This window comes from Lactobacillus huangpiensis (genome assembly GCF_019972815.1).
Classification (GTDB): Bacteria; Bacillota; Bacilli; order Lactobacillales; family Lactobacillaceae; genus Lactobacillus; species Lactobacillus huangpiensis.
Map to the genome: position 1 here is coordinate 28,572 of NZ_BPPA01000008.1, position 20,302 is coordinate 48,873.

19 protein-coding genes are annotated in these 20,302 nt (G+C 34.5%); 5 read left to right on the forward strand and 14 right to left on the reverse strand.

Going from position 1 to position 20,302, the window contains the following annotated elements:
- Position 1 precedes the first annotated feature (1 nt).
- Entirely contained in the window at positions 2-1,198 is a 1,197-nt protein-coding gene (locus tag LDM90_RS07100; RefSeq protein ID WP_223897160.1) for an ABC transporter permease, read from the reverse strand.
- Positions 1,191-1,931: an ABC transporter ATP-binding protein gene (locus tag LDM90_RS07105; protein ID WP_198212164.1), complete on the reverse strand. Its 741-nt coding sequence runs from the start codon at positions 1,929-1,931 to the stop codon at positions 1,191-1,193. The genes LDM90_RS07100 and LDM90_RS07105 overlap by 8 nt, the downstream gene beginning before the upstream one ends.
- Before the next feature lie 90 nt (positions 1,932-2,021).
- On the opposite strand from LDM90_RS07105, the gene LDM90_RS07110 reads away from it, so the two are divergent.
- The 3 genes from LDM90_RS07110 to LDM90_RS07120 all read left to right on the forward strand — a co-directional run bounded on the left by LDM90_RS07110 (position 2,022) and on the right by LDM90_RS07120 (position 3,818).
- Complete coding sequence (locus LDM90_RS07110; protein WP_122052645.1) at positions 2,022-2,453, forward strand: HIT family protein; 432 nt, start codon at positions 2,022-2,024, stop codon at positions 2,451-2,453.
- A 9-nt stretch (positions 2,454-2,462) separates the two neighbouring features.
- Positions 2,463-2,804, forward strand: coding sequence for a hypothetical protein (locus LDM90_RS07115; RefSeq protein WP_223897162.1), 342 nt, complete (start codon positions 2,463-2,465; stop codon positions 2,802-2,804).
- A 114-nt stretch (positions 2,805-2,918) separates the two neighbouring features.
- Positions 2,919-3,818 carry a peptidylprolyl isomerase PrsA gene (locus tag LDM90_RS07120; RefSeq protein WP_223897164.1) on the forward strand — a complete coding sequence of 300 codons (900 nt, stop codon included), beginning with the start codon at positions 2,919-2,921 and terminating at the stop codon, positions 3,816-3,818.
- A gap of 40 nt (positions 3,819-3,858) precedes the next feature.
- Here the strand turns inward: LDM90_RS07120 and LDM90_RS07125 are convergent, their stop codons facing one another.
- Genes LDM90_RS07125 through LDM90_RS07145 form a run of 5 tightly spaced genes read right to left on the reverse strand, consistent with a single transcriptional unit; the run spans position 3,859 to position 10,953 of the window.
- On the reverse strand, positions 3,859-4,836 hold the full coding sequence (locus LDM90_RS07125) for a 3'-5' exoribonuclease YhaM family protein (protein WP_034980102.1): 978 nt from the start codon (positions 4,834-4,836) through the stop codon (positions 3,859-3,861).
- Positions 4,829-7,327 carry an ATP-binding protein gene (locus LDM90_RS07130; protein WP_223898743.1) on the reverse strand — a complete coding sequence of 833 codons (2,499 nt, stop codon included), beginning with the start codon at positions 7,325-7,327 and terminating at the stop codon, positions 4,829-4,831. The genes LDM90_RS07125 and LDM90_RS07130 overlap by 8 nt, the downstream gene beginning before the upstream one ends.
- Positions 7,314-8,525 carry a metallophosphoesterase family protein gene (locus LDM90_RS07135; protein WP_223897168.1) on the reverse strand — a complete coding sequence of 404 codons (1,212 nt, stop codon included), beginning with the start codon at positions 8,523-8,525 and terminating at the stop codon, positions 7,314-7,316. The genes LDM90_RS07130 and LDM90_RS07135 overlap by 14 nt, the downstream gene beginning before the upstream one ends.
- A 2-nt stretch (positions 8,526-8,527) precedes the next feature.
- Positions 8,528-8,881 carry a YlbF family regulator gene (locus LDM90_RS07140; RefSeq protein ID WP_223897176.1) on the reverse strand — a complete coding sequence of 118 codons (354 nt, stop codon included), beginning with the start codon at positions 8,879-8,881 and terminating at the stop codon, positions 8,528-8,530.
- 14 nt (positions 8,882-8,895) lie between these two features.
- Positions 8,896-10,953, reverse strand: a complete 2,058-nt coding sequence (locus LDM90_RS07145; protein ID WP_223897178.1) for a PBP1A family penicillin-binding protein — start codon at positions 10,951-10,953, stop codon at positions 8,896-8,898.
- An 84-nt stretch (positions 10,954-11,037) separates the two neighbouring features.
- Here LDM90_RS07145 and LDM90_RS07150 point away from each other — a divergent pair, with 84 nt between their 5' ends.
- The gene (locus LDM90_RS07150) at positions 11,038-11,907 is read left to right on the forward strand and encodes an RluA family pseudouridine synthase (protein WP_223897180.1); all 870 of its coding nucleotides are present in this window, start codon (positions 11,038-11,040) and stop codon (positions 11,905-11,907) included.
- A 178-nt stretch (positions 11,908-12,085) separates the two neighbouring features.
- Here the strand turns inward: LDM90_RS07150 and LDM90_RS07155 are convergent, their stop codons facing one another.
- Together LDM90_RS07155 and LDM90_RS07160 are read right to left on the reverse strand one after the other, a co-directional pair.
- On the reverse strand, positions 12,086-13,000 hold the full coding sequence (locus LDM90_RS07155) for a proline-specific peptidase family protein (protein WP_223897182.1): 915 nt from the start codon (positions 12,998-13,000) through the stop codon (positions 12,086-12,088).
- Between the two features lie 19 nt (positions 13,001-13,019).
- Entirely contained in the window at positions 13,020-14,786 is a 1,767-nt protein-coding gene (locus LDM90_RS07160; RefSeq protein WP_223897184.1) for an oligopeptide ABC transporter substrate-binding protein, read from the reverse strand.
- Positions 14,787-14,969: 183 nt separating this feature from the next.
- On the opposite strand from LDM90_RS07160, the gene LDM90_RS07165 reads away from it, so the two are divergent.
- The gene (locus LDM90_RS07165) at positions 14,970-16,337 is read left to right on the forward strand and encodes a serine hydrolase domain-containing protein (protein WP_223897186.1); all 1,368 of its coding nucleotides are present in this window, start codon (positions 14,970-14,972) and stop codon (positions 16,335-16,337) included.
- A 78-nt stretch (positions 16,338-16,415) separates the two neighbouring features.
- Here LDM90_RS07165 and LDM90_RS07170 read toward each other — a convergent pair whose 3' ends face one another.
- From LDM90_RS07170 to LDM90_RS07190, 5 genes are all read right to left on the reverse strand, one after another.
- Positions 16,416-17,195: an alpha/beta hydrolase gene (locus LDM90_RS07170; RefSeq protein ID WP_223897188.1), complete on the reverse strand. Its 780-nt coding sequence runs from the start codon at positions 17,193-17,195 to the stop codon at positions 16,416-16,418.
- 181 nt (positions 17,196-17,376) lie between these two features.
- Complete coding sequence (locus LDM90_RS07175) at positions 17,377-18,276, reverse strand: ketose-bisphosphate aldolase (protein ID WP_223897190.1); 900 nt, start codon at positions 18,274-18,276, stop codon at positions 17,377-17,379.
- Between the two features lie 84 nt (positions 18,277-18,360).
- Positions 18,361-19,479, reverse strand: a complete 1,119-nt coding sequence (locus LDM90_RS07180) for a PTS fructose transporter subunit IIC (RefSeq protein ID WP_223897192.1) — start codon at positions 19,477-19,479, stop codon at positions 18,361-18,363.
- A 5-nt stretch (positions 19,480-19,484) separates the two neighbouring features.
- On the reverse strand, positions 19,485-19,814 hold the full coding sequence (locus LDM90_RS07185; RefSeq protein ID WP_223897193.1) for a PTS fructose transporter subunit IIB: 330 nt from the start codon (positions 19,812-19,814) through the stop codon (positions 19,485-19,487).
- A 6-nt stretch (positions 19,815-19,820) separates the two neighbouring features.
- Positions 19,821-20,297 carry a PTS sugar transporter subunit IIA gene (locus LDM90_RS07190; protein WP_034980067.1) on the reverse strand — a complete coding sequence of 159 codons (477 nt, stop codon included), beginning with the start codon at positions 20,295-20,297 and terminating at the stop codon, positions 19,821-19,823.
- Positions 20,298-20,302: the final 5 nt, after the last annotated feature.

Here is a 20,302-nt window from a genome sequence, read left to right on the forward strand (position 1 = left end):
GCTACTTCCTTTTCTTTACTTTTGCAGGTAAGTATAACCTTAATACGCCCCAGCTGAAAACAACTAAACATCCCATTGCCGCAAACAAGCGTAAATTAATTGGTAAGGTGATCAGCCAAGAAATACTGATTACAACCCCTTGAGCTAATAATATTCCCGCTAATGCAGATACTAAATCAAGGCCACGATTGGAACGCTCAATTGGATAAACACGATACATGATATTGGTATCGAATTCATCAACCATTGGTATCAATTGGTAAATAGTCAAAAAGACTACTAAGCATGATAAACATAATGCCCAAATCCAATTTTGTACCAGCCAGGAAATTAAAACTGCAAAAGCAGTCATTCGGAAAACTAAATTAATATTTTCTGGGTTTCTAAGCACTGAACGGCGATACAAAAATTTATGCGGATTTTCTGACGATAAATTTTTAGGCAATAAAAAGTCCAAATATTTTCGTCTTTTAATATTAGTCTGTCTTTCTTTAACGTCTGTGAACATGCTAAAAGCGCTATAAACAACATTTTTGCGATTTTCTTCCAGCTTTACGGCATATTGCCAATCAAAAAGAGCAGCATGTTGCGGCTTCACAACAAAAATAACGACAGAAACTGCCAGCAAAATTGCGATTAAGATCATGCTTTGCGGTTTAAACATTCCCAAACCAAACAGAAGCAGGAAAAAGATATTTAAAATTAAAATGGAAATTTTTTGGTTAAAATATAAATTATATTCCATAACCTTAAGTTGCAATATTTTGGCCAAAAAAACAGCAAAAACAGCGAAAACATAATTTAAAGGTTCAATCTTTGCCTTAATCGTTGCAAAAGGAAATATAACTCCCGCCATTAAAACCAAGCAAATTGCGGGTACAATTAAACTATAATTTAACATTGGTTTCAAATATGATGCTAAATTTTCATCTTCAGGCAGTAAAAATTGTAAATCAGCTGGTTTTAGCAATGTTACCAGTTTTCCTATTAAAAGTGGCAACCATAACAAAATACCAACTAGCGGACGATAATACCACAGACTTTTAGGCATAGTCTTCATTGTCTGTGCATACCAGAACATGAGTGCTCCAAAAAGGAAAATCAGAGCCAAGATAAAGAAATCATTAAAAACCAATACTAGATATTTTAAAGACTGGCGTATATTTTCCTGCAGCCTTTTTTTAGCCAAGTCACGCATTTTGTTGCTCCTGACTTAAAATTTGATAGATTTGGTCAAACGAGTCTGTTTCCTTTAAGTCATAGTGCTTTCGAATTTCAGCCAAAGTGCCAGTAGAAGCAATTTTGCCGTTGTTCAAGACCGCATAGCGTGAAACTGCCTGGACACTGTTAGCTAAAATATGTGTCGACATTAACACCATTTTGCCTTGGTCAGCAGCACTTTTGATTAATTGCACTAAATTAGCTACTGCCAAAGGATCTAGTCCGGTGAAAGGCTCATCAATTACAAGCAGTTCTGTATTTGCTAAAAAGGCTGTCACGATCATCACTTTTTGCTTCATACCCTTAGAAAAGTGAATTGGCAACCAATCGAGCTTGTCATCAAGCCTAAACATCTGCAGCAACTCATGGGCTTTTGCCCAAGCCTGGTTTTCATTCAGCTGATAGCTAAGAATTGTTAATTGCAGATGTTCCTTCAAAGTCAATTCTGAATATAAAACTGGCGTCTCTGGAATATATGCGACTTGTCTTTTAAATTTAGTAGGTTGTGTCGCTAAATCAATGCCATTTAGAGTAATTTTTCCTTTTTGTGGTCGCAACAATCCCAAGATATGTTTAATTGTTGTCGATTTGCCTGCACCATTTAGTCCAATCAGCCCTAAAACTTCGCCTGGAGTGATCTCCAGATTAATATCTTTAATTACCGGTACACCTGTGTAGCCACCGGTCAGATGCTCAATTTTTAAAGTCATAATTCCTATCTTTCTTTTAATGAATTTACTCATTTAATATGATAGCATGATATTAAAAGAAACTAAATTTTGAAATGAAGAGGTTTTAAAATGGAAGAATTAGATAAAGATTGCTTATTTTGTAAAATTATCACAGGTGAAGCAAACAGCTACACTGTTTTCGAAAATGATGACGTCAAAGCCTTTTTAGACTTATCTCAAGTCAACCCAGGTCACACTTTAATGGTACCTAAAAAACACATCACTAACTTTTTTGATTATACACCTGAAGACGCTCAGAGATATCTACAATATATTCCAACAATTGCGAATGCAATTAAGAAATTTGACCCTAGAATTACTGGTATGAACATCAGTAGTAATAATGGTGCAAGTGCAAGCCAAGTGGTAATGCATTCACATATTCATTTTGTTCCACGCTTTGAAGGAGACGGATTAAAGATCGCAACTCGCAATAACGCTGAAAAATATACTGAAGAAGATTACCAAAAAATTGCTGCTGCAATTAGAGCTGAATTTTAAGGTGATATGATGAAACATTTTAGTTTAGGTCTAGCTGTGGGTGCTGGTTTTGGCGTTGTTCTTTCACTATTTAAAGATAAAAACGGTAATCGTTTATTTCCATCAGCGCAAAAACAAATTAATTCAGTAAAAGAAGACTTTAGTGATCTTTCCGCATCTAGCAATAATTTAAAGATTGCCAAGCAAAAATTAAAAGAGTCATTGCCACAGGCTAAAAATACAATTTCTGAATTAAAAAAAGAAGTAGAATATTATCAAATAGGCATTAATCGGATTATCGCCAAGCTAAAAGCCAAAACCACAAAAATTAATAGTAAAATTGATAATGGAATAGATAGTTCTAAAAATTAGTAAAGAAACTGCGAATTTTTGGCAAAAAACTTAAAAATAAAAACTAGATTTGTCAGTTTATGTTATATTAGTTGTCGGTGACTTAATTTATTAAGGATGTGGAGAATTTATTTTATGAAAAAATATATCAGAAAAGCAGCAGCTGTCATTGCCGTAGCAAGTATGGCTTTATCGACAGCAGCTTGTTCCAATGGTGGTAAAACCGTTGCTTCTTACAAAGGCGGTAAGATTACTCAACAAGAATACTATGATGAAATGAAAAAGTCTCAGTCAGGTAAATCCGCATTGGCAAATATGATTATCAATCGTGTTTTAGAGCAACAGTATGGCAACAAGGTTTCAAAAAAGCAAGTTGATAAACAGTATAACAACTACAAAAAACAGTACGGCAGTCAATTTGATGCCGTTTTGCAACAAAATGGCATGACTGCTTCAAGCTTCAAGCAAAACTTGAAAACAAACTTGCTTACTGAAGTTGCCTTAAAAGACATCAAGAAGATTTCAAAGAATCAAGAAGAAAAAGCTTGGAAAGCATATCAACCTAAGGTTAAAGTGCAACATATTTTAGTTTCCAAAAAATCTAAAGCTGAAGAAATTACTAATGAATTAAAGAATGGTAAAAGCTTTAAGAGTTTAGTAAAGAAATATTCTTTAGATACCGGAACAAAGAATAATGAAGGAAAACTGCCGGCTTTTGATTCTACCGATTCAAGTTTGGATCCTGCGTTTAAGAAAGCCGCTTTTAAATTAAAGACAGGTGAAACTACAAAGAGTCCAATTAAATCTCAATCAGGTTATCACGTAATCAGAATGATTAAGCACCCTGCTAAAGGATCCTTTGCTTCACACAAAAAAGAGATTGATGACCAGATATATCAGACAATGTCACAGGATCAACAAACTATGCACGATGTACTAGCTAAGGTTATTAAAAAAGCTGGAGTTGACATAAAAGACAAAGATCTAAAAGATGTTTTAGCTTCTTATGTTTCTACTTCAACTAGTAAAAAATAATAGATATTAAAAAGAGTTCAAGCAAGCTTGAACTCTTTTTTTATTCTAATTTATGAGCTTTTCCTAATGATTCATCTATTTTGGGCCTATAAAATTTTCGACCACCTTGACTCATTATATTATCTGTAAAGTCTCCTGGACGAGTGTGCTGTAAAGCATTAGTAATAGCATAAACAGATGCGTCCAAATCATCAATGCGATGCAGTAACTCGGCTTCAAGCAAAGCAGGTAACTTAGGTGAACCATACTCAAATTTACCATGGTGAGATAAAACCATGTGCCGTAGCAGCAACAAGTCTTCAGATTCTAAATCAATTTTAAGCTGTTGAGCCGCCAGCATAATTTGTTCATCAATTAAAACCAGATGTCCAATCAAATTACCTTCAGTAGTATATTGGGTCGCTGCTGGACCGGTTAATTCAAGCACTTTACCCATATCATGAAGAATACAGCCGGCATATAGCAAAGAACGGTTAACTTGAGAATAATTGTCCGCAAGTCCTTTTGCATCGCGTAGCATTGATACAGTATGGTATGCTAATCCACCACGCACTGCATGGTGGTTACTCTTTCCCGCTGGAAAATCAAAAAAACGTTTATCCCATTTTTTTAATAAGAATCGTACAATTCTGTTCCAAGTAGGATTCAGTATCTCAAAGACATATTGGTTTATCTCTTCTTTCATATCAGCAATTTTTTCGGGAGCTGATTTAATAAATTGCCTGAGGTCATAACCTTCCTCTGGGCCAACAACACGCAAGCTGTAAATCTTTATTTGTGGCTGTCCCTGATATTCTTCGCGCTTACCATCAAGCTCAACAATAGTCCCGGCATTAAATGTTGCAGCATCTTGATCATTTGCATCCCAAAAGTTGCCACGAATTTCACCAGATGAGTCACTAAATGACATTGCTAAATATAGTTTGCCCTTTTTTGTATGTCTTAATTGAGAATTCTTAATCAGTACAACCAACTCTAGTTCTTCGCCATCATTATAATCCAGCAAACGTTTATACATTTTTAGTTCCTCTCTTAAAAGTTAGCGGTTGTATTTGCAATTTATCAACTAGACTTGTTTGTGCAGTAAAAATTAATACCTGATTGCTTCCAGCAATAGCTTGAAGCAACTTTTCAATTTCATTAACTCTTTGATCATCAAAGTTAACAAAAGAATCGTCTATTAATATAGGTAAATTTATTTCATCTTGTATCTGTTGAACAAAAGCCAGTTTTAAAGCAAAGTATAATTGTTCAGAAGTTCCTCTAGAAAGATATTGCACTTCTATCTTTTTACCATCAAAACGAGTAACCGTTATTTTTTTACCAAATTCAATATTATTATACCGATTATTCGTTAATAGTCGCAAATATTCTTTAGCAGTAACCAACATTTTAGGAAATCGTTCATTCGATGCCAGATCAAGAGCTCGACCAATCCATTCAGCTGTAAATAAGTTAGCCAGATATTCAATACTCAAATTTTTTAATTTTGCTTTTAAATTAGCCAGTTTTTGTTTTTCTTCGAAAACAGCTGTGGAGTTTGCTAAATTTTCCATTTTTACTTTTATTTCAGCTGTTTTTTCTTGTAAATGATTAATATTTTCATGAACAGAAGAGATCTTTAACCTTAAATTTTCGAGATCATTTTGATTTTTGGTTTTATTTTTTGCATAACTTTTCAACTCACTTAAATCATTCTGCAAATTTGACTTAAGAGCATCAATTTGGTTTTGTATCTTATCCTGTTTTAACTTTTGCTTTTGGACTTGCTCATATTCAGCTAAACTCGAAACTTGCGCTTTTGCTAAGATTATTTTTAGTTTAGTGGTAATTTCATTGAGTTCATCTTTATTTTCAACCAAACTATTTTTTAAACTAGTTTGCTTTTCACGGCGCAATTTCTCTAAATTTATTTTCTCAGTTAGTTGGTCTAGTGCATTCAATACATCTTCAAAAGTACTTACAGTTTGATTCAGTTCATCACCTAATTGGACTGCTATCGGTGTGACTAATCCTATTAACTCATTTTTTCGCTGATTATTTCTTTTTAAGTTTTGAATTAATACTTGATATTGTCTCCACTCATTAATTAAATTATTTATATCTAAATTGATTGGATTAATACCATACCGTTTTTCAAAAGACTGCCTTTGTTGCCTTATTTTTTCGTTCTGTTCTGCAACAGTTTCTACTGTTTTTTGTGTTTGTTTTTGCCGATAAGAACCAAATACTATTAATGCCAGTCCAACACCGCTAGCTAAAAAGCCAAAAACTTGTGCAATAAACAATAAAATTAAACCGACAACAAAAATAATGCCACCAAAAAGAAGGAATTGCTTAGAATTATCACTCTTACTCTGCTCAATCTTCAATTCCTTTTGAGGTAGTTTTTGATAATCTTCTTGCAACTTAATTATTTGCTCTTGATTCATTTTCACAATTTTATTTAAATTTGAATCAAGTGCAATAAGTTGATTTTGCTCATCTTTTATTTGTTCATCTTTTTGTAAGCAGTTGCGATATTCTGATTGCCATTGCAATACTTCCGGCTTTTTTTGTGACAGCTTTGAAACTGCTGTATTTTCTTCCGGATCATCGGAATATTCATTTAACTTTGCAGTTATTTTTTGTTGCTTTTTATGCAAAGATTCAGCTTGTATGGTTAGAGTTTGAGCTGACTGAAATTGCTTTGAATCAAAATTAATTGTTCTAACTTGATTTTGCAAATCCTGCAATTTTTCGTAACTCGGAAAAAGTTTTTGAATCTTATCTAAACTGTCATACTCTTTTTGTAATTCAAGTTCTTTTTGCTCTTCTTGATGTTGCAAACCTCTTTGCTTCTTAAAATTGCCATTAAGTTCTTGGTAAACCGAAAATTCATTTTCAGAGTTACTGACTTCATTTTCTTGTTCTTTAATTTCTAACAACAATTGGTTAATAGGCGGCTTTTTACCAGTTTTTTTGAACAAGGCATCAGCACTTTTAGAAAAATCGTCACGTAAAGTTATCAGACTGTCACTATTAGCCTCACCCAAATAATAGATACGTTCCATTAAGTCTTTCTGCTTAATTTGATCAACTTTTGCCAGCATATCCTGATTAAAAATAAAACTGTCAGTATAAAATTTACCATCAATATTTTTAATTTGATCAAAAAAAACATTTTCTGGTACAACCTGATTATCACATTTAACAGTCAGAGTGCCAGCTTTTGAACCTTTACCCTTTGCATAAAGTCTTTCCAATTGATAATGCTGACCATTTTCATTTTCAAAAAATAAAGATCCACCCATTGGGCTAACTTGTGCTAAAGGAGTATAGTCCTCAAAAAATTCTGAACCCTGATTAGCAAGGTGGAAACCAAATAAAATCTGCTTAATGAAGGCAACGACGGTGCTCTTTCCCGCTTCATTTACCCCATAAAAAACATCAATATTTGAATTTGTTAAATCAAAAGTAAAGTTTGAAAATTGACCAAAATTAACTATTTGAATTCTAATTAATTTCATCATTAGCTCCTTTCAATTTACTATTCAACTTAACTTCAGCGAGTTGCTTCACTTCCAGAGCAAATTCAGGGTCTTGGGCTAAAGTATCAGTATAATCAGATTTTAAAGCCCAAATTTTGCTTATTTGAGCAAATTGTTCAGAACTAAAAACTTCTTTTTCAGCCTGTTTAAAGTATTTTTGATCATTAGAAGCGATTTCTAAATTATCCCCATTAATAAACCTCACATCTACCAATTGTGAATCGTGAGTCAGTTTTCTGGAAATCATTTGCCAAAAATCACTGTCTTGAACCAATTCTTTTTCTTTTTCATTCAAAAAATCAGCACCCTTAATTTGCAGACAAAAATAAGTAGTTGATATGGCGGACAAACAATTAATAATCATATTTTCCAGTTCTGTTTTTGTCATTGGTTGTGTTAATTCAATTTCTTTTTTACTCCATGTAATAGAATTAGTCTGCACAAAATGAATCTTAGTTTGTTTTGTTTGCTCATCAATAGTTCCTAAATAGCAACCTTTTGGGCCGGTTTCATTAATGTGACGCCCTTGGATATTTCCCGGGTATACAATTAATGGCGTTTCGGACAAGACTTGTCTTAAGTGAATATGACCCAATGCAAAATAATTATAATTTAGATTTTGTAACTCACTCAAACTAAAAGGAGCATAAACATTTTGTGAACTTGCACCAGCTCTTTCCTGTGCGTGCATGATGCCAAAGGTATAACGATTGCTTTTAGCAGGAAACTGCGTTGCAAAGTCTTCATTAATATGATTTGCCAAATATGAAAAGCCTGTCACGTCATACTCAAAACCATTTTTTGTTTTATAAGAGACAGTTTCTACTTTTTCACCATTACCCAATAATTTGAAATATGGACTTTCAGCAACCAATAAGTCTTCCTTTGACATATGATCATGATTGCCAAAAATCATAATTACCTGAATCTGCGCATTGACTAGTCGCTCAATTTCATGGGCGAAAAAAATTTGTACACTGGGAGTTGGCTTGAAACTATCAAAAGTATCCCCAGCAATTAATACTAAATCTACCTTTTCTTTTAGAGCCAGATCTACAATTTTAGTTAAAGATTGCATTGGAGCTTTTTGAATCTGCTTAAAACTCTCAGATGGTAAAAAAGATAGCCCCAAAAATGGACTATCTAAATGTGCGTCAGCAAAATGGATAAATTTCATTATTATTTATTCCTAAGACCATCATAAAGGTCATTAATTGGCTTAGTAATTGCTTTTTGAACGTCGTCAATTGTTTTATACATACTTTGTTCAGCCTGCAAGAGTTTTAATATTTGTGCATTTTTTTGCACTTTTTCATTTAATTTTTTATAATCCTCTTCTAGATCCTTAGGAAAATCTCTTCCCTCAGACTGTGAATTAATAATTTTTGTTTGCATTTCATCCATCTGTTTGAACAAAGCTGCACTTTCTTCATTGTTTTTAACTGCAGCAACGGCATCACTTAAAGCCTTAAATTCGTCAAGCTTTTGCAAATCGGTTGCTACTTGATTTGCTGAATCATAAATATTAATCATATTTTTCCTCCTAATTAATGACCTAAAAGTCCTTTAATGTCATTATACCATTCATTAATTTTTTCTCCTGCTGAACCTAAGCCTTTTTCGATTTTATCACCAAAGCCCTTTGTCCAATCAGAACCAGCACCGTTACTTTGAATAATTTGCTTTGGTGCTTGTTCTTTAAATTGATTTTGAGCAGTATATGGCAAAATTGCTTCCATTTCAGCTTTGTATAATCTGGTAATACCAGTTTCTGAAACTCCATGCATGAAGTGCTGCTGATTAGTACGGTCAAAGCCAACCCAAGTAGCTACCACAACGTCAGGAGTATAACCAACGATCCACTGATCTTTAGTACCAAAGCCATAAGAGTTTGGTACTTCAGTTGACCCAGTTTTACCCGCAACCCGATAACCGGCTGGTTGAGCCGATGTTCCAGTTCCGCCTGCAAAAACTCCCAATAACATGGTAGTCATTTCTTTAGCGGTATTTTCAGAGATAATCCGATGCGTGCCTGTATCATGATTTTCAGCAATCACATTCCCACTAGCATCAGTAATCTTAGTGATGAAATAAGAGTTATTAGGCAAATTTCCCTTATTGGCAAAAGCTGAATATGCTCGAGCCATTTGGATTGGTGAAACACCTGTTGATAGCCCACCTAAAGCTAAAGCAAGATTTTGGTCTTCTTTTGGCACCTTGATACCAAAATTATTAGCTGATTGAACTCCCTTAGATACCCCTATTCGATCTAATAGCCAAACTGCAGGAACATTTTTGCTCTGCGCCAAGGCAGAATACATCGGGATTTTATCAGAATAGCCATTGTCAACGTTATGCGGTTGATAACCATTCTTACCAAAACGCTGCAGTTTATTAGAAAGCTGTGAATCATAGTGATAACCTTGTTGAAGTGCTGGAGCATAAGAAACTATCGGCTTAATTGAAGAGCCTGGCTGTCTTTTCATTTGAGTCGCACGGTTATAGCCACGGAAAACATGTTTGCCTCGACCACCTACTACTGCTCTAACTGCACCTGTTGTAGGGTCCATTACCACTGATGCGCCTTGAGGTTTAGTACCATCAGTTGCGTTTTGCGGGAACAGATAACCTTGGTCAAATTTTTGCTGCAGCTGACTTTGATAATTTTGATTAAGGGTTGTATATATCTTCAATCCCTTATTCATTACGTCTTCTTCTTTTAGACCATAGCGATTAATTGCTTCATCAACTACTGCGTCAAAGAAATAAGGGTAACGATACCCATCTTTATTATGATAAGTATCATGTAAAGTTAAACCAATTTTTTGCTCACTTTTCGCCCTGGAACTTGATAATTTTTTATTATCAACCATTAGATTTAAAATCAGGTTTCTCCGAGACAAAGCATAGGACATATGGTCAATTGGGTTATATTTACTTGGATTACGCAAAATACCGGCTAAAGTTGCTCCTTCTCCGATTGTCAACTGACTGGCATTCTTGCCAAAATACTTTTGACTGGCATCTTCAACGCCCCATACACCATTGCCAAAATAAGCTTTATTAAGGTACATAGTCAATATGTCTTTTTTAGAATAAACGTGATTTATCTCGACAGCAAAGAAAAGCTCTTCAACTTTACGAGAGAATGTTTGCTTTTGAGTCAACAAAGCATTTTTAGCCAATTGTTGTGTGATAGTCGAACCACCACCAGATATTTGACCACGATTAAGAACCAAGCCTAAAGCAGCTCTGCCCATGCCTTTGATACTAAAGCCTGGGTTCTTCCAGAAAGTACGATCTTCTGTTGATATAACTGCATTTTTTACATTAGGTGAAATTTTATTATAGCCAACATAGGTGCCTTTTTGTGAGTATAGTGAACCAGATTTTTGGCTTCTATAATCGTAAATACCAGTTGTAGCTGATAATGATGCCTTTAAATTTGATATGTTTGAAGTTTTAACTTTAACGGTATAATAAGTACAAACCAATAACATCACGGTAAGCAAAATCAAAATGATCCAGCGACCGATAAAAAAACGGTTATCAAAACGGTGCCATAGGCCACCTATCCCGTTTTTCTTTGGTTCATTGTTTTCCATTTTATCTGCTCCTTTAGAAACAACTAAAATTGTACCATATTAAAGGAAATTACCTTTATTTTCAAAAAGATTTAACAAATATTTATGAGCTATTATTTTACCTTTAACTTTCCTAAAAATCTCAATCCATGTTCTGTAAATAATTTATTACGTCTATTACTGGTTCCCAGAAAATGGCGTCATTTTTTACGCGTTGAACGTAAAGTACAGATTAATGGTAGTTATTATCATTTTAATCAAAAAGTAAAGCCAAATGATAAAGTTGAACTATGGCTCGATCACGTTGAAAGCAAGCAACATATTTATCCAGAAAGTGGTAAAATTCCGGAGGTTATTTACGAAAATGACAATCTCTTAATCATAAATAAACCTGCAGGGCAAAAGACGCATCCTAATTCAAATGAAACTAACACAGCTTTGAATGATTGTGCCACCTATTTAGGATTTTCCCCTTTTATCGTACATCGGCTAGACATGTTAACCAGTGGTCTGCTACTGGTTGCCAAAAACCCGGCTGTTGTTCCTATTTTAAATCGCGAATTAACCAGTAAACTTTTTCAGCGCGAGTATTTAGCTGTGATTAGTATTAATGAATCGATAGCTAACAGAGGAACAATCGATTTGCCAATTGGCCATGACCCACTTGATCAGCGCAAACGCAAAATAATAAGCAATGGTCTAAAGTCAATCACACATTATCAGATTTTAAAGTATTTAGACAACAATACTGCTTTAGTTAAATTAGAACTAGAAACAGGAAGGACGCACCAAATTCGGGTTCATTTGGCTGCGATTGACTGCCCAATTGTGGGAGATCCACTGTATAACCCCAACTTTAAAAATGAACAATTTTTGCATTTAACTGCGTATCAAATTTCTCTGAAAGTTCCCTTCACATTAGACAAACTGAAAGTAAAATTACCGTATAAAGATATTCCTCTACTGCAAAATTAAAAAGACCGTTTGTCAAATGACCAACGATCTTCTTTATTTAATTAAAAATTCTATAATGTAGTACTTGAAGATTCAAATCAAGTAATTTTGCTAATAAATAATACTGTTAACCTATTTATCCAACAATTTTTAATAAATTCTAATTAAACAAAAGCTATTTACTAAGTTTTCTGATAATTTAATCACCCACGAAAGTACCAGCTTCTACTTCACGAATAAAATCTGCTACATGCTTATAATAAACATCAGGATTATCAACCATGTGATGATGTCCTGCATTCGGTGTAGTAACTAAGCGTGAGTTAGGAATTTCACGTTGCATAATCTTTGCAGTCTCTAAAGGCATAGTATCTTCTTCACCAAAAGTCAAAAGGGTAGGCATTTTTATTTGCTTTAAGTACTTTCTAAAATGCCAATCTTTTAATTTACCTGTTACTACAAATTCATTATCACCTTGAAAGGCATGGTAAACAGGCAAACCACCAATACGCTTAATATGATATAGCTTGCATGGCTGTCGCCGATCAAGAAAGTTAATATTTAATATTTGAATATCCTCTTGGTAGCGTTTATTGTCATAGTCATTGTTTTCTTCACAATCACGCATAAAATCTATTTCTGATTGCGGGAAAATTTCTTGTCTACGACGGTTAATTGACTCAATATAGTCATCAGTATCATCAACCATGGAAGAAATAATAGTCCCTTTTAGGTGTTGACCATATTTCACTGCATATTCTTGTGCAAGCAGGCCACCCCAACTTTGTCCAATCAAGTAGCAATTATCAAGACCAAGTTTGGCACGAACTTCATCAACTTCATCAAGGAAGTATTCATAAGTTAAGTATTTGGCTGCAATTTCAGGATTATCATAATCCGGTTGATCTGAATAAAGAGAGCCTAACTGATCATACATAGTAACTTGAACATGTAGTCCCTGCTTTGCTAATTGGTCAGCAGCATCTTCCCAATATTCATGATTTCCTCCTGGACCTCCATGAAGTGCCAATAAATGAATATCACCTTCACCTTGGGTACTTGTCCACAAATGATAGCCATTATCTAAAGTTATAATTTTTGTTCCAGTTCTCATTGAAATTTACAGCTTCTTTCTATTTAGTAAAACCTACTTCATTCCACAAAGGATGATTATTATTTTGTTTTGACGGCTTAAGCGAATAGCCGGAAATCTTGTCATTAACTGCAAAGATTTGATAGGAATTATCAACTGGAATAATATAAGCTTCGTCATTCATATATCTTTGCCATTCATGAAATTTTTTAACCCGATAGTCATGATTAAAAGCCTTTTGAGAATTTATTTCATCTAAAAGCTTATTATTTTTTGCAGTTACAAATCTTGTCATGTTAAAAGGTGCTGATTCACTATAATATGGATGTGGAGAAGGTTCAGTAGGTGTTGACCAACCAGCCAGATACATGTCGACGCCTTTATTATCATGTTGTAATTTATCATAGAAAGAATTGTGTTCAATTAAACGACCCGTGGACAATTGTACATTAAGTCCAACTTTATGCCATTGTTGCAAGTAGTTTTGAACTATTGGCTCCTGAGTAGTATCTCCACTCATAGCTGCAAAATGAATTACCAAAGGTTTGCCATTCGGCTGAACGCGCCACTTTCCTTTTTTCTTGTAACCCGCTTTATCCAGAATTTGATTTGCCTTTTTTAAGTCGTAATTATATCCTTTCTCAGTTTTATCAAAGTAATCACCAAACTTTTCTGGAACCAAAGTTTTTACTCTAAATGTTAAACCATATGTATAACGCTTATTAACCGCATCAACATTCATAGCATAACCTATTGCCTGCCTTAAAGCCTTATTATTCATCTTAGCATTAGGATTCATAACATTCTTGCTCTTCTCAGCATCCCATTTTCCTACTTTAAAGCCTAAATAATGATAAGCAATTGGGATTTGGGCAATGAAGTTCACGTTTTTGGTATTTTTAACTTGTGGCCACTGGGTATTAATTACAGGAATAATATCAAATTTATGACTTTTAATTGCTTGAGAAGCAGAATTAGGAGATACCACTGAAATAACAACTTTATCTAATTTTGGTTTCCCTCTCCAGTAATATTTGTTCGGTACCCAGGTTGCAGATTGCCCTCTAACTAGTTTTTCAATCCTAAACGGTCCGAAAAATAACGGATTTTTCCTGATCTTATCTGAAGACTTTAATTTAGCAAAAGGAATATCTTTTAAATAATGATAAGGTTCAACTGCTTCCCAAAGCGAACGACTTCCTGCATTTGACATACTTGGATTTAAAGCTGAGCAGTGTAAAACAACTTTACGGCCATTTTCTCCATCAGGCATTTCAATTCCAGAAATAGTTTTAGCTTTGCCTTCGTGATATTCTTTTAAGCCCTTTAAGACTTCAAACTGACTGCTATACCGCGGACAAGCTGTATCTTTGTTAGCCAAAATCTCATACGCATATTCGAAATCTTTGGCAACTACCTGTTTACCGTCAGACCATCTAACGCCCTTTTTAATATTGATTGTGATCGTCTTATTTTTAGGATCTAATTTACGTGTAGCTGGACCTTTATCAGTGACACCATATTGATCATCACTATCGAATAAAGTTTCTTGACCGGGAGCTGCAACCATTGAGTCAAGGTCTTCAGAGGAAAGTTCTTGTGAAAAAATACCTGAAAAGGGTGTATCTGTAACAACTGCAACTTTCACAGTTCCACCATCTTTAACATTCTTTTTAGGAGCTTCAACAGGAAATTTTTTCACTGTCTTAGTGTCATCACTATTGTTAGCACTTTTAGCACAGGCTGCCAGTGTTATGGTGGCTAGACTCAAAATGCCAGCAGAAGCAAGCTTACTTCTTTTTTTCATAAAAATCACTCATTTCATTATATTTTATTCATATTACTAATAAATTTTTCATTTATGTCAAATCGTATAATCATATATTTTAAAGGAGTATTTAAAAGAATTTTTATTTAGTGTAAAATAACAAATGCTTCTGTATAATTTTAATATGGAAAAAATAAATATAGAAAGAGTTAGAAAGTGAATATGAACAAGCAAAAAATTGCCGATTTAGCTCAAAAAGCTATTAATACTTTTAATTTACCCAGTTTAGGAATTGGTGTTTATCACAAAGGTGAAAGCTTTAGTCATGTATATGGTCAAGCTGAGCAAGACAATCTTTATCCTTTAGCTTCAATTTCCAAAACATTTTTTGCTACTGCCGTTTGTCAATTGGCTGATGAAGGTAAGATAAATCTAGATGATCCTTTAAAAAAGTCTTGGCCTGAGCTTAAGCTAGAAGATAAATATGCTGAAGATCATTTAACATGGAGGGACGCCCTTAGTCATCAAAGTGGCTTACCAGCTCACGATCTGATGCGTTTTACTAATATGAACAAGCATGACCTTTCTTTAAAAGAAAAAGCTGAACACGTTGGTCATTTAAAGCCTAACCATGAATTACGTTATAAAATGCAATACAGCAACCTGGTCTTTGCTTTAGCCACCTATGCTTTTGAACAAGCAATTGGTGAAGATTACGGTACCTATGAGCACCAGCATTTACTCGAACCCCTTAAGTTAACTAGAACTTATATTAACCATCATGAAGCACCAAGAGAAGATATAGTTAAACCATATATTAGAGACAATGGAATTACAGAAGAGGTTCCTTTTATTGCACCTGGTAAAGTTGGTGGTGCCAGCAGTATGCTCTCATCTATTTCGGATTTGCTTACCTGGGCTGAATACCAGTTAAAATTGCAAAAAGAAAACAAAAACAACGCAATAGCTGAACACTTTTTGCCTCAATCTATTATGGCTCCAAGCCGTGCCTACGGTGGTGCTAATTTTGGTGCTTATGGTTTAGGTATGATGATGGAAGATTACCGCGGACACAAATACTTTTACCATAGTGGTTCATACATTGGTTACTGCTCTTTCATGGGCTTTGTTCCAGATCTTGATTTAGCTTTTGTTTCAACCACAAATATGGATTCAACAGATGCAATTTTTGCATTGGCATATCAAACCATAGATGATACTTTAGGTATTTCGGATACGGATTGGACTAGCAAAATCAAACAGATCGTTGATCAAAAATTAGCAACCCGTGAAGAAAACATTGCCAATCTTAAAGGAAAATCACCCGAAAATTTTGCGGCTAAAGATAATCTTTTAGGAGATTATGAAAACCCAGGCTACGGCTTAATTACGCTAAATGAAAAAGATGGTAATTTAACAGTTACAATTGGCAAGTGGGATTATCCTGTTATTGTTAATGAAAAAGGTAAAATGTATGTGGAAGAAAGATTGTATCAGCATGAGCTTTTACCAATTGAAATTCATCAAAATCAAGTTTTGCTTTGGACAGAGCGCGCACTTAATGAACCAACTACTTTCACAAAGTTATAAATAAAAAGCTAAACTTTAATAATTAAAGTTTAGCTCAAAATTATTTTTAACAGATCAGTCTTACAAAAGACTGGTTTTTTATTTTATATGCGAACTAATCCAAGGCACGACCTTACCAATAACTTCATTAAGTTTGGTAAAATCACCAGTTTCAACATTGTAAGTATGGTTCGCATTTTCAACAGTAAACGAATCTACGTTATCCATGTGACAGTTTTTAATAAAATTCAGACTGATATTTGGATCCAAAGTGGGATCGCTGGTACATACTTCAACTAAAATTGGATTTTTAAAATTTTTAATGTTGTCATTCAAAGTTGTTTTCAATTCATCAAAGAACCTATGATATACCAGTTCAACACCACCGCTACTGGTATGAACAATGCAGTAACCTAAATTATCCATTTGAAATTTATCATATGCCATTTCAAGAGGCTCAGAAGTATTGATAGCGCCATTTAGAGAAACTATAATTTTTGCTGGTAACCTCGAACAAGTAAATACTAAGCGACCACCAAGGCTATGACCTAAAAGTCCAACGTTATTTTCTTCAACATATGGTAAAGACTGCAAATATTTAAAACTCGCTTTAACCTCATCCGTCATCACTTTCATGCCATAATTTTCTCTTGAATAAAGGTTCTCTCCCATACTGCACAAGTCAATTCTCGCTGCAACGATCCCGGCCTCTACAATTTTTTTGCTAATTCTTGCTAACATATGATTATCATTATTCCTGGAAGACATGAAACCATGGATCATCAATACAGCAGGAAATTTTTCTCCTTCATTTGGAATATCAACTTGTATTGGCACCTCATGGTCGATGCAATTCAAAAACCTTAACTCTTCACGCACTTCAATTATCTCCTTAAATATATCTTTTTAATTTAATAATATAAAATATATTATACTGCTATTTTTTCCAGGTAAATATCAAAATAATATATAGCTTTGCGACTACACAGAAAAAAAGTCTACAAACTTTTGAAACAAAATTTCAATGTTGTAGACCCTCTACAATTGTTAATACTAAAATTTAAATTTTATCTGATCTCCAAGGATCAATACCTTCATATAGTTTAGCTTTTCCAATTGAATTAAATACCTTATTTTTATGATGAACTACCTTTTTACCTGCTTCAATGGCTTCAGGGAATAAATTATTTGGATCCCAGCCATCATTTTCGGATAAGATTTCACGAGTCTTTTCGAAGAAAGCATGTTTATAATCCGATGAAATATTAACTTTGCTAATTCCATTCTTCACTGCTTCAGCAATCTGCTCATCTGGATTTGAAGAACCACCATGCAAGACTAGAGGTGTATCAGGAACTGCCTGAACTATCTTTTGTAAAATATCAATTCTGATTTTAGGAGTAACATCAGCAGGGTAAATGCCGTGACTAGTTCCAATACCAACAGCCAAAGTATCTACACCAGTTTCCTCTACAAATCTTTGTGCTTCTTCAGATGTGGTATAAATGCCTTCTTTTTTGTGTCCCTCAATATGAACTCCAGTCTGACCAATAGTACCAACTTCACCTTCAACAGAAACACCAACTCTGTGAGCCATTGTTACTGTTTCTTTAGTTAGAGCAACATTTGTATCCCAATCTTCAGCCGACATATCAATCATTACTGAACTAAAGCCATCATGAATTGCTCTAGCTGCACTATCCACAGAATCACCATGGTCAAGATGGAGTGCTACTGGAATTTTACTGTCACGAATACGAGTTAAAACATAGCTAATAAAATCATCTTTGCAATATCTTAATTCTGTTGGGTGGATCATAATAATCGCAGGTGCATAATCAGATTCACATTGTTCAATTGAAGTTCTCATTAATTCCAAGTTTGAAACATTATATGCTCCTACTGCAAAATTGTTTTTTCTTGCTACCTCAAGCAGCTGATTCATATTTACTAAGGTCATTTTTTCTCCTCGTCTACTAATTACATTACATTAAATTAAATTAACTTTTTTAAATTAAATTCTGCATCACTTCCTCTAAGTTTTTTATTGTAAATTCACACCCGAAAGGTCAACATCTTTTTCATCATCTTGACTCCCGTCTTGTATTTCATTTACCTCTTTATCAGTCAATGGCTTTTTAATAATTGCCAATAATATACCTGTTACTAATGAACCTGCCAATAAAGCAATTACGGCAATCATAGGCTTAGACATTGCTGGAATAACAAAGATTCCGCCAGAAGGAACTGAACTTTCATTTCCCCAGCCATAACTTATCATTCCTGTAATTCCACAACCAATCCAAGTACAAGGCAAAGTCCGTAATAAGTCGTTCATTGCGATTGGAATAACGCCCTCAGTAATCATGCAACATCCCATCGGAAAAGCTACTTCAATATTTTCAATTTCTCTTTTGGTATAAATATTTTTATGAAATAGTTTGGCTAAAAAGTAAGACATAGTAATACCAATGGGTGGCACCATAGCAGCTAAGACTTTAATTCCTTCAGGCCCTTTAATCCCATCAAGTAATAAGCCATCACAAATTAAGTTTGGAATTTTGCTTATAGCTCCACCAAAATCAGCACAACCAATCCAGCCAATTAAGAAACCGTATAAGGCTCTTTGTGACCGATCTAAGCCAGTAATGAAGTGATTAAGAGCGGTCGTGGCAGCAGTTAATGGTTGACCTAATAGGAAAAACATAATCAGAGCTGTAAAAATTGCAGTAACAGTTGGTACTACTAACATAGGCATCAGTCCGTTGGCCCACCGAGGTACTTTAATTTTTCTAATACCTAGTGCAATATAACCAGCTATAAATCCTCCAATGATACCTCCAAGAAAACCTGCTCCCAAAAAAGAAGCTATCTGTCCTGCAAGAAATCCAGGCGCAATACCCGGTCTATCAGCAATTGAATAACCAATATAACCGGCGATGAACGATGGTAATAATCCCATTCCCAGCACACCTAAAGTGGTCATGCTATTAGGAAAGTTCATTTGTGCAAGGCTAGTTACCTGCTTACCGCCCATCAGATTACCTATGGCTATCAATAATCCAGAAGCCACAACTAATGGCAACATGTATGAAATGGAAGTTAACAGATGCTTTTTGACGGCTGATCCAGCTTTTTTAGCACCTGTGACAAATGTATTCATTTAAATCACTCCTTTTGACTCTTTCTTTCTTTCACTTCTTCTTCAATTCTTTCCAGCAATTGTTTGGGAGCCTTTACAACCAGTGAAGTACCTACTTTTACTGTCGGAATATTTTTAAAGCGCTCGTTGCCAGTAGTTGCAATATCAACAGCCAGCAATGCTACATCTGCCTCAGCAATTTGCTCAGGAGTTAATGCATTTTCAGTACCGATTGTTCCTTGGGTTTCAACGTGAATTTCATCTCCCAATTCTTTGGCTGCCTTTTCCAACTTTGCCTTTGCTAGATAAGTATGGGCAATACCAGATGTGCAAGCACAAACACAAACTATTTTCATAATTAATCATCTCCCTTTGTTTCCACACAAAAGATCAATAACATTTTTCTTATTTTTGGCGGCATGTAGCTTATCAATGAAATCATCATCAGACAGTAAAATTGCCACTCTTTGTAAAAGCTTTAGGTGCAACGTATCCGCATCTTGATCCCTGACTGCAAATAAAATTACGGCTGTAACTGGTTTATCATCTAAAGTTTCCCAAGGTATAGGATGATCACTTAGACCAATCGCTATCATAGTATTTTTGACGGCTTTTGATTTGCCGTGTGGAATTGCTACCCCTTGACCAATTCCAGTTTCCCCTTCTTCTTCACGTAGAAATACGTCATCAATGAAGTCCTGGGTATTTGTAATATCGTCATCCTCTTTCAAAAGAGTACTGAGCTCTTTAATTACATCTTTTTTAGTTTTTCCATTTAAATGAAGGTCAATCAAGTTTAAATTAATGACTTTCGCAATATTAATTTCTTTATCAGCCAAATTTT

Coding starts and splice junctions, on each gene's coding strand:
- LDM90_RS07125 (WP_034980102.1), bottom strand. CDS start 4,836: ATGTATAAACGTTTGCTGGATTATAATGATGGCGAAGAACTAGAGTTG.
- LDM90_RS07175 (WP_223897190.1), bottom strand. CDS start 18,276: ATGACCTTAGTAAATATGAATCAGCTGCTTGAGGTAGCAAGAAAAAAC.
- LDM90_RS07155 (WP_223897182.1), bottom strand. CDS start 13,000: ATGAGAACTGGAACAAAAATTATAACTTTAGATAATGGCTATCATTTG.
- LDM90_RS07185 (WP_223897193.1), bottom strand. CDS start 19,814: ATGAAAATAGTTTGTGTTTGTGCTTGCACATCTGGTATTGCCCATACT.
- LDM90_RS07150 (WP_223897180.1), top strand. CDS start 11,038: ATGAGCTATTATTTTACCTTTAACTTTCCTAAAAATCTCAATCCATGT.
- LDM90_RS07115 (WP_223897162.1), top strand. CDS start 2,463: ATGAAACATTTTAGTTTAGGTCTAGCTGTGGGTGCTGGTTTTGGCGTT.
- LDM90_RS07180 (WP_223897192.1), bottom strand. CDS start 19,479: ATGAATACATTTGTCACAGGTGCTAAAAAAGCTGGATCAGCCGTCAAA.
- LDM90_RS07110 (WP_122052645.1), top strand. CDS start 2,022: ATGGAAGAATTAGATAAAGATTGCTTATTTTGTAAAATTATCACAGGT.
- LDM90_RS07105 (WP_198212164.1), bottom strand. CDS start 1,931: ATGACTTTAAAAATTGAGCATCTGACCGGTGGCTACACAGGTGTACCG.
- LDM90_RS07100 (WP_223897160.1), bottom strand. CDS start 1,198: ATGCGTGACTTGGCTAAAAAAAGGCTGCAGGAAAATATACGCCAGTCT.
- LDM90_RS07165 (WP_223897186.1), top strand. CDS start 14,970: ATGAACAAGCAAAAAATTGCCGATTTAGCTCAAAAAGCTATTAATACT.
- LDM90_RS07140 (WP_223897176.1), bottom strand. CDS start 8,881: ATGATTAATATTTATGATTCAGCAAATCAAGTAGCAACCGATTTGCAA.
- LDM90_RS07120 (WP_223897164.1), top strand. CDS start 2,919: ATGAAAAAATATATCAGAAAAGCAGCAGCTGTCATTGCCGTAGCAAGT.
- LDM90_RS07135 (WP_223897168.1), bottom strand. CDS start 8,525: ATGAAATTTATCCATTTTGCTGACGCACATTTAGATAGTCCATTTTTG.
- LDM90_RS07130 (WP_223898743.1), bottom strand. CDS start 7,327: ATGAAATTAATTAGAATTCAAATAGTTAATTTTGGTCAATTTTCAAAC.
- LDM90_RS07160 (WP_223897184.1), bottom strand. CDS start 14,786: ATGAAAAAAAGAAGTAAGCTTGCTTCTGCTGGCATTTTGAGTCTAGCC.
- LDM90_RS07145 (WP_223897178.1), bottom strand. CDS start 10,953: ATGGAAAACAATGAACCAAAGAAAAACGGGATAGGTGGCCTATGGCAC.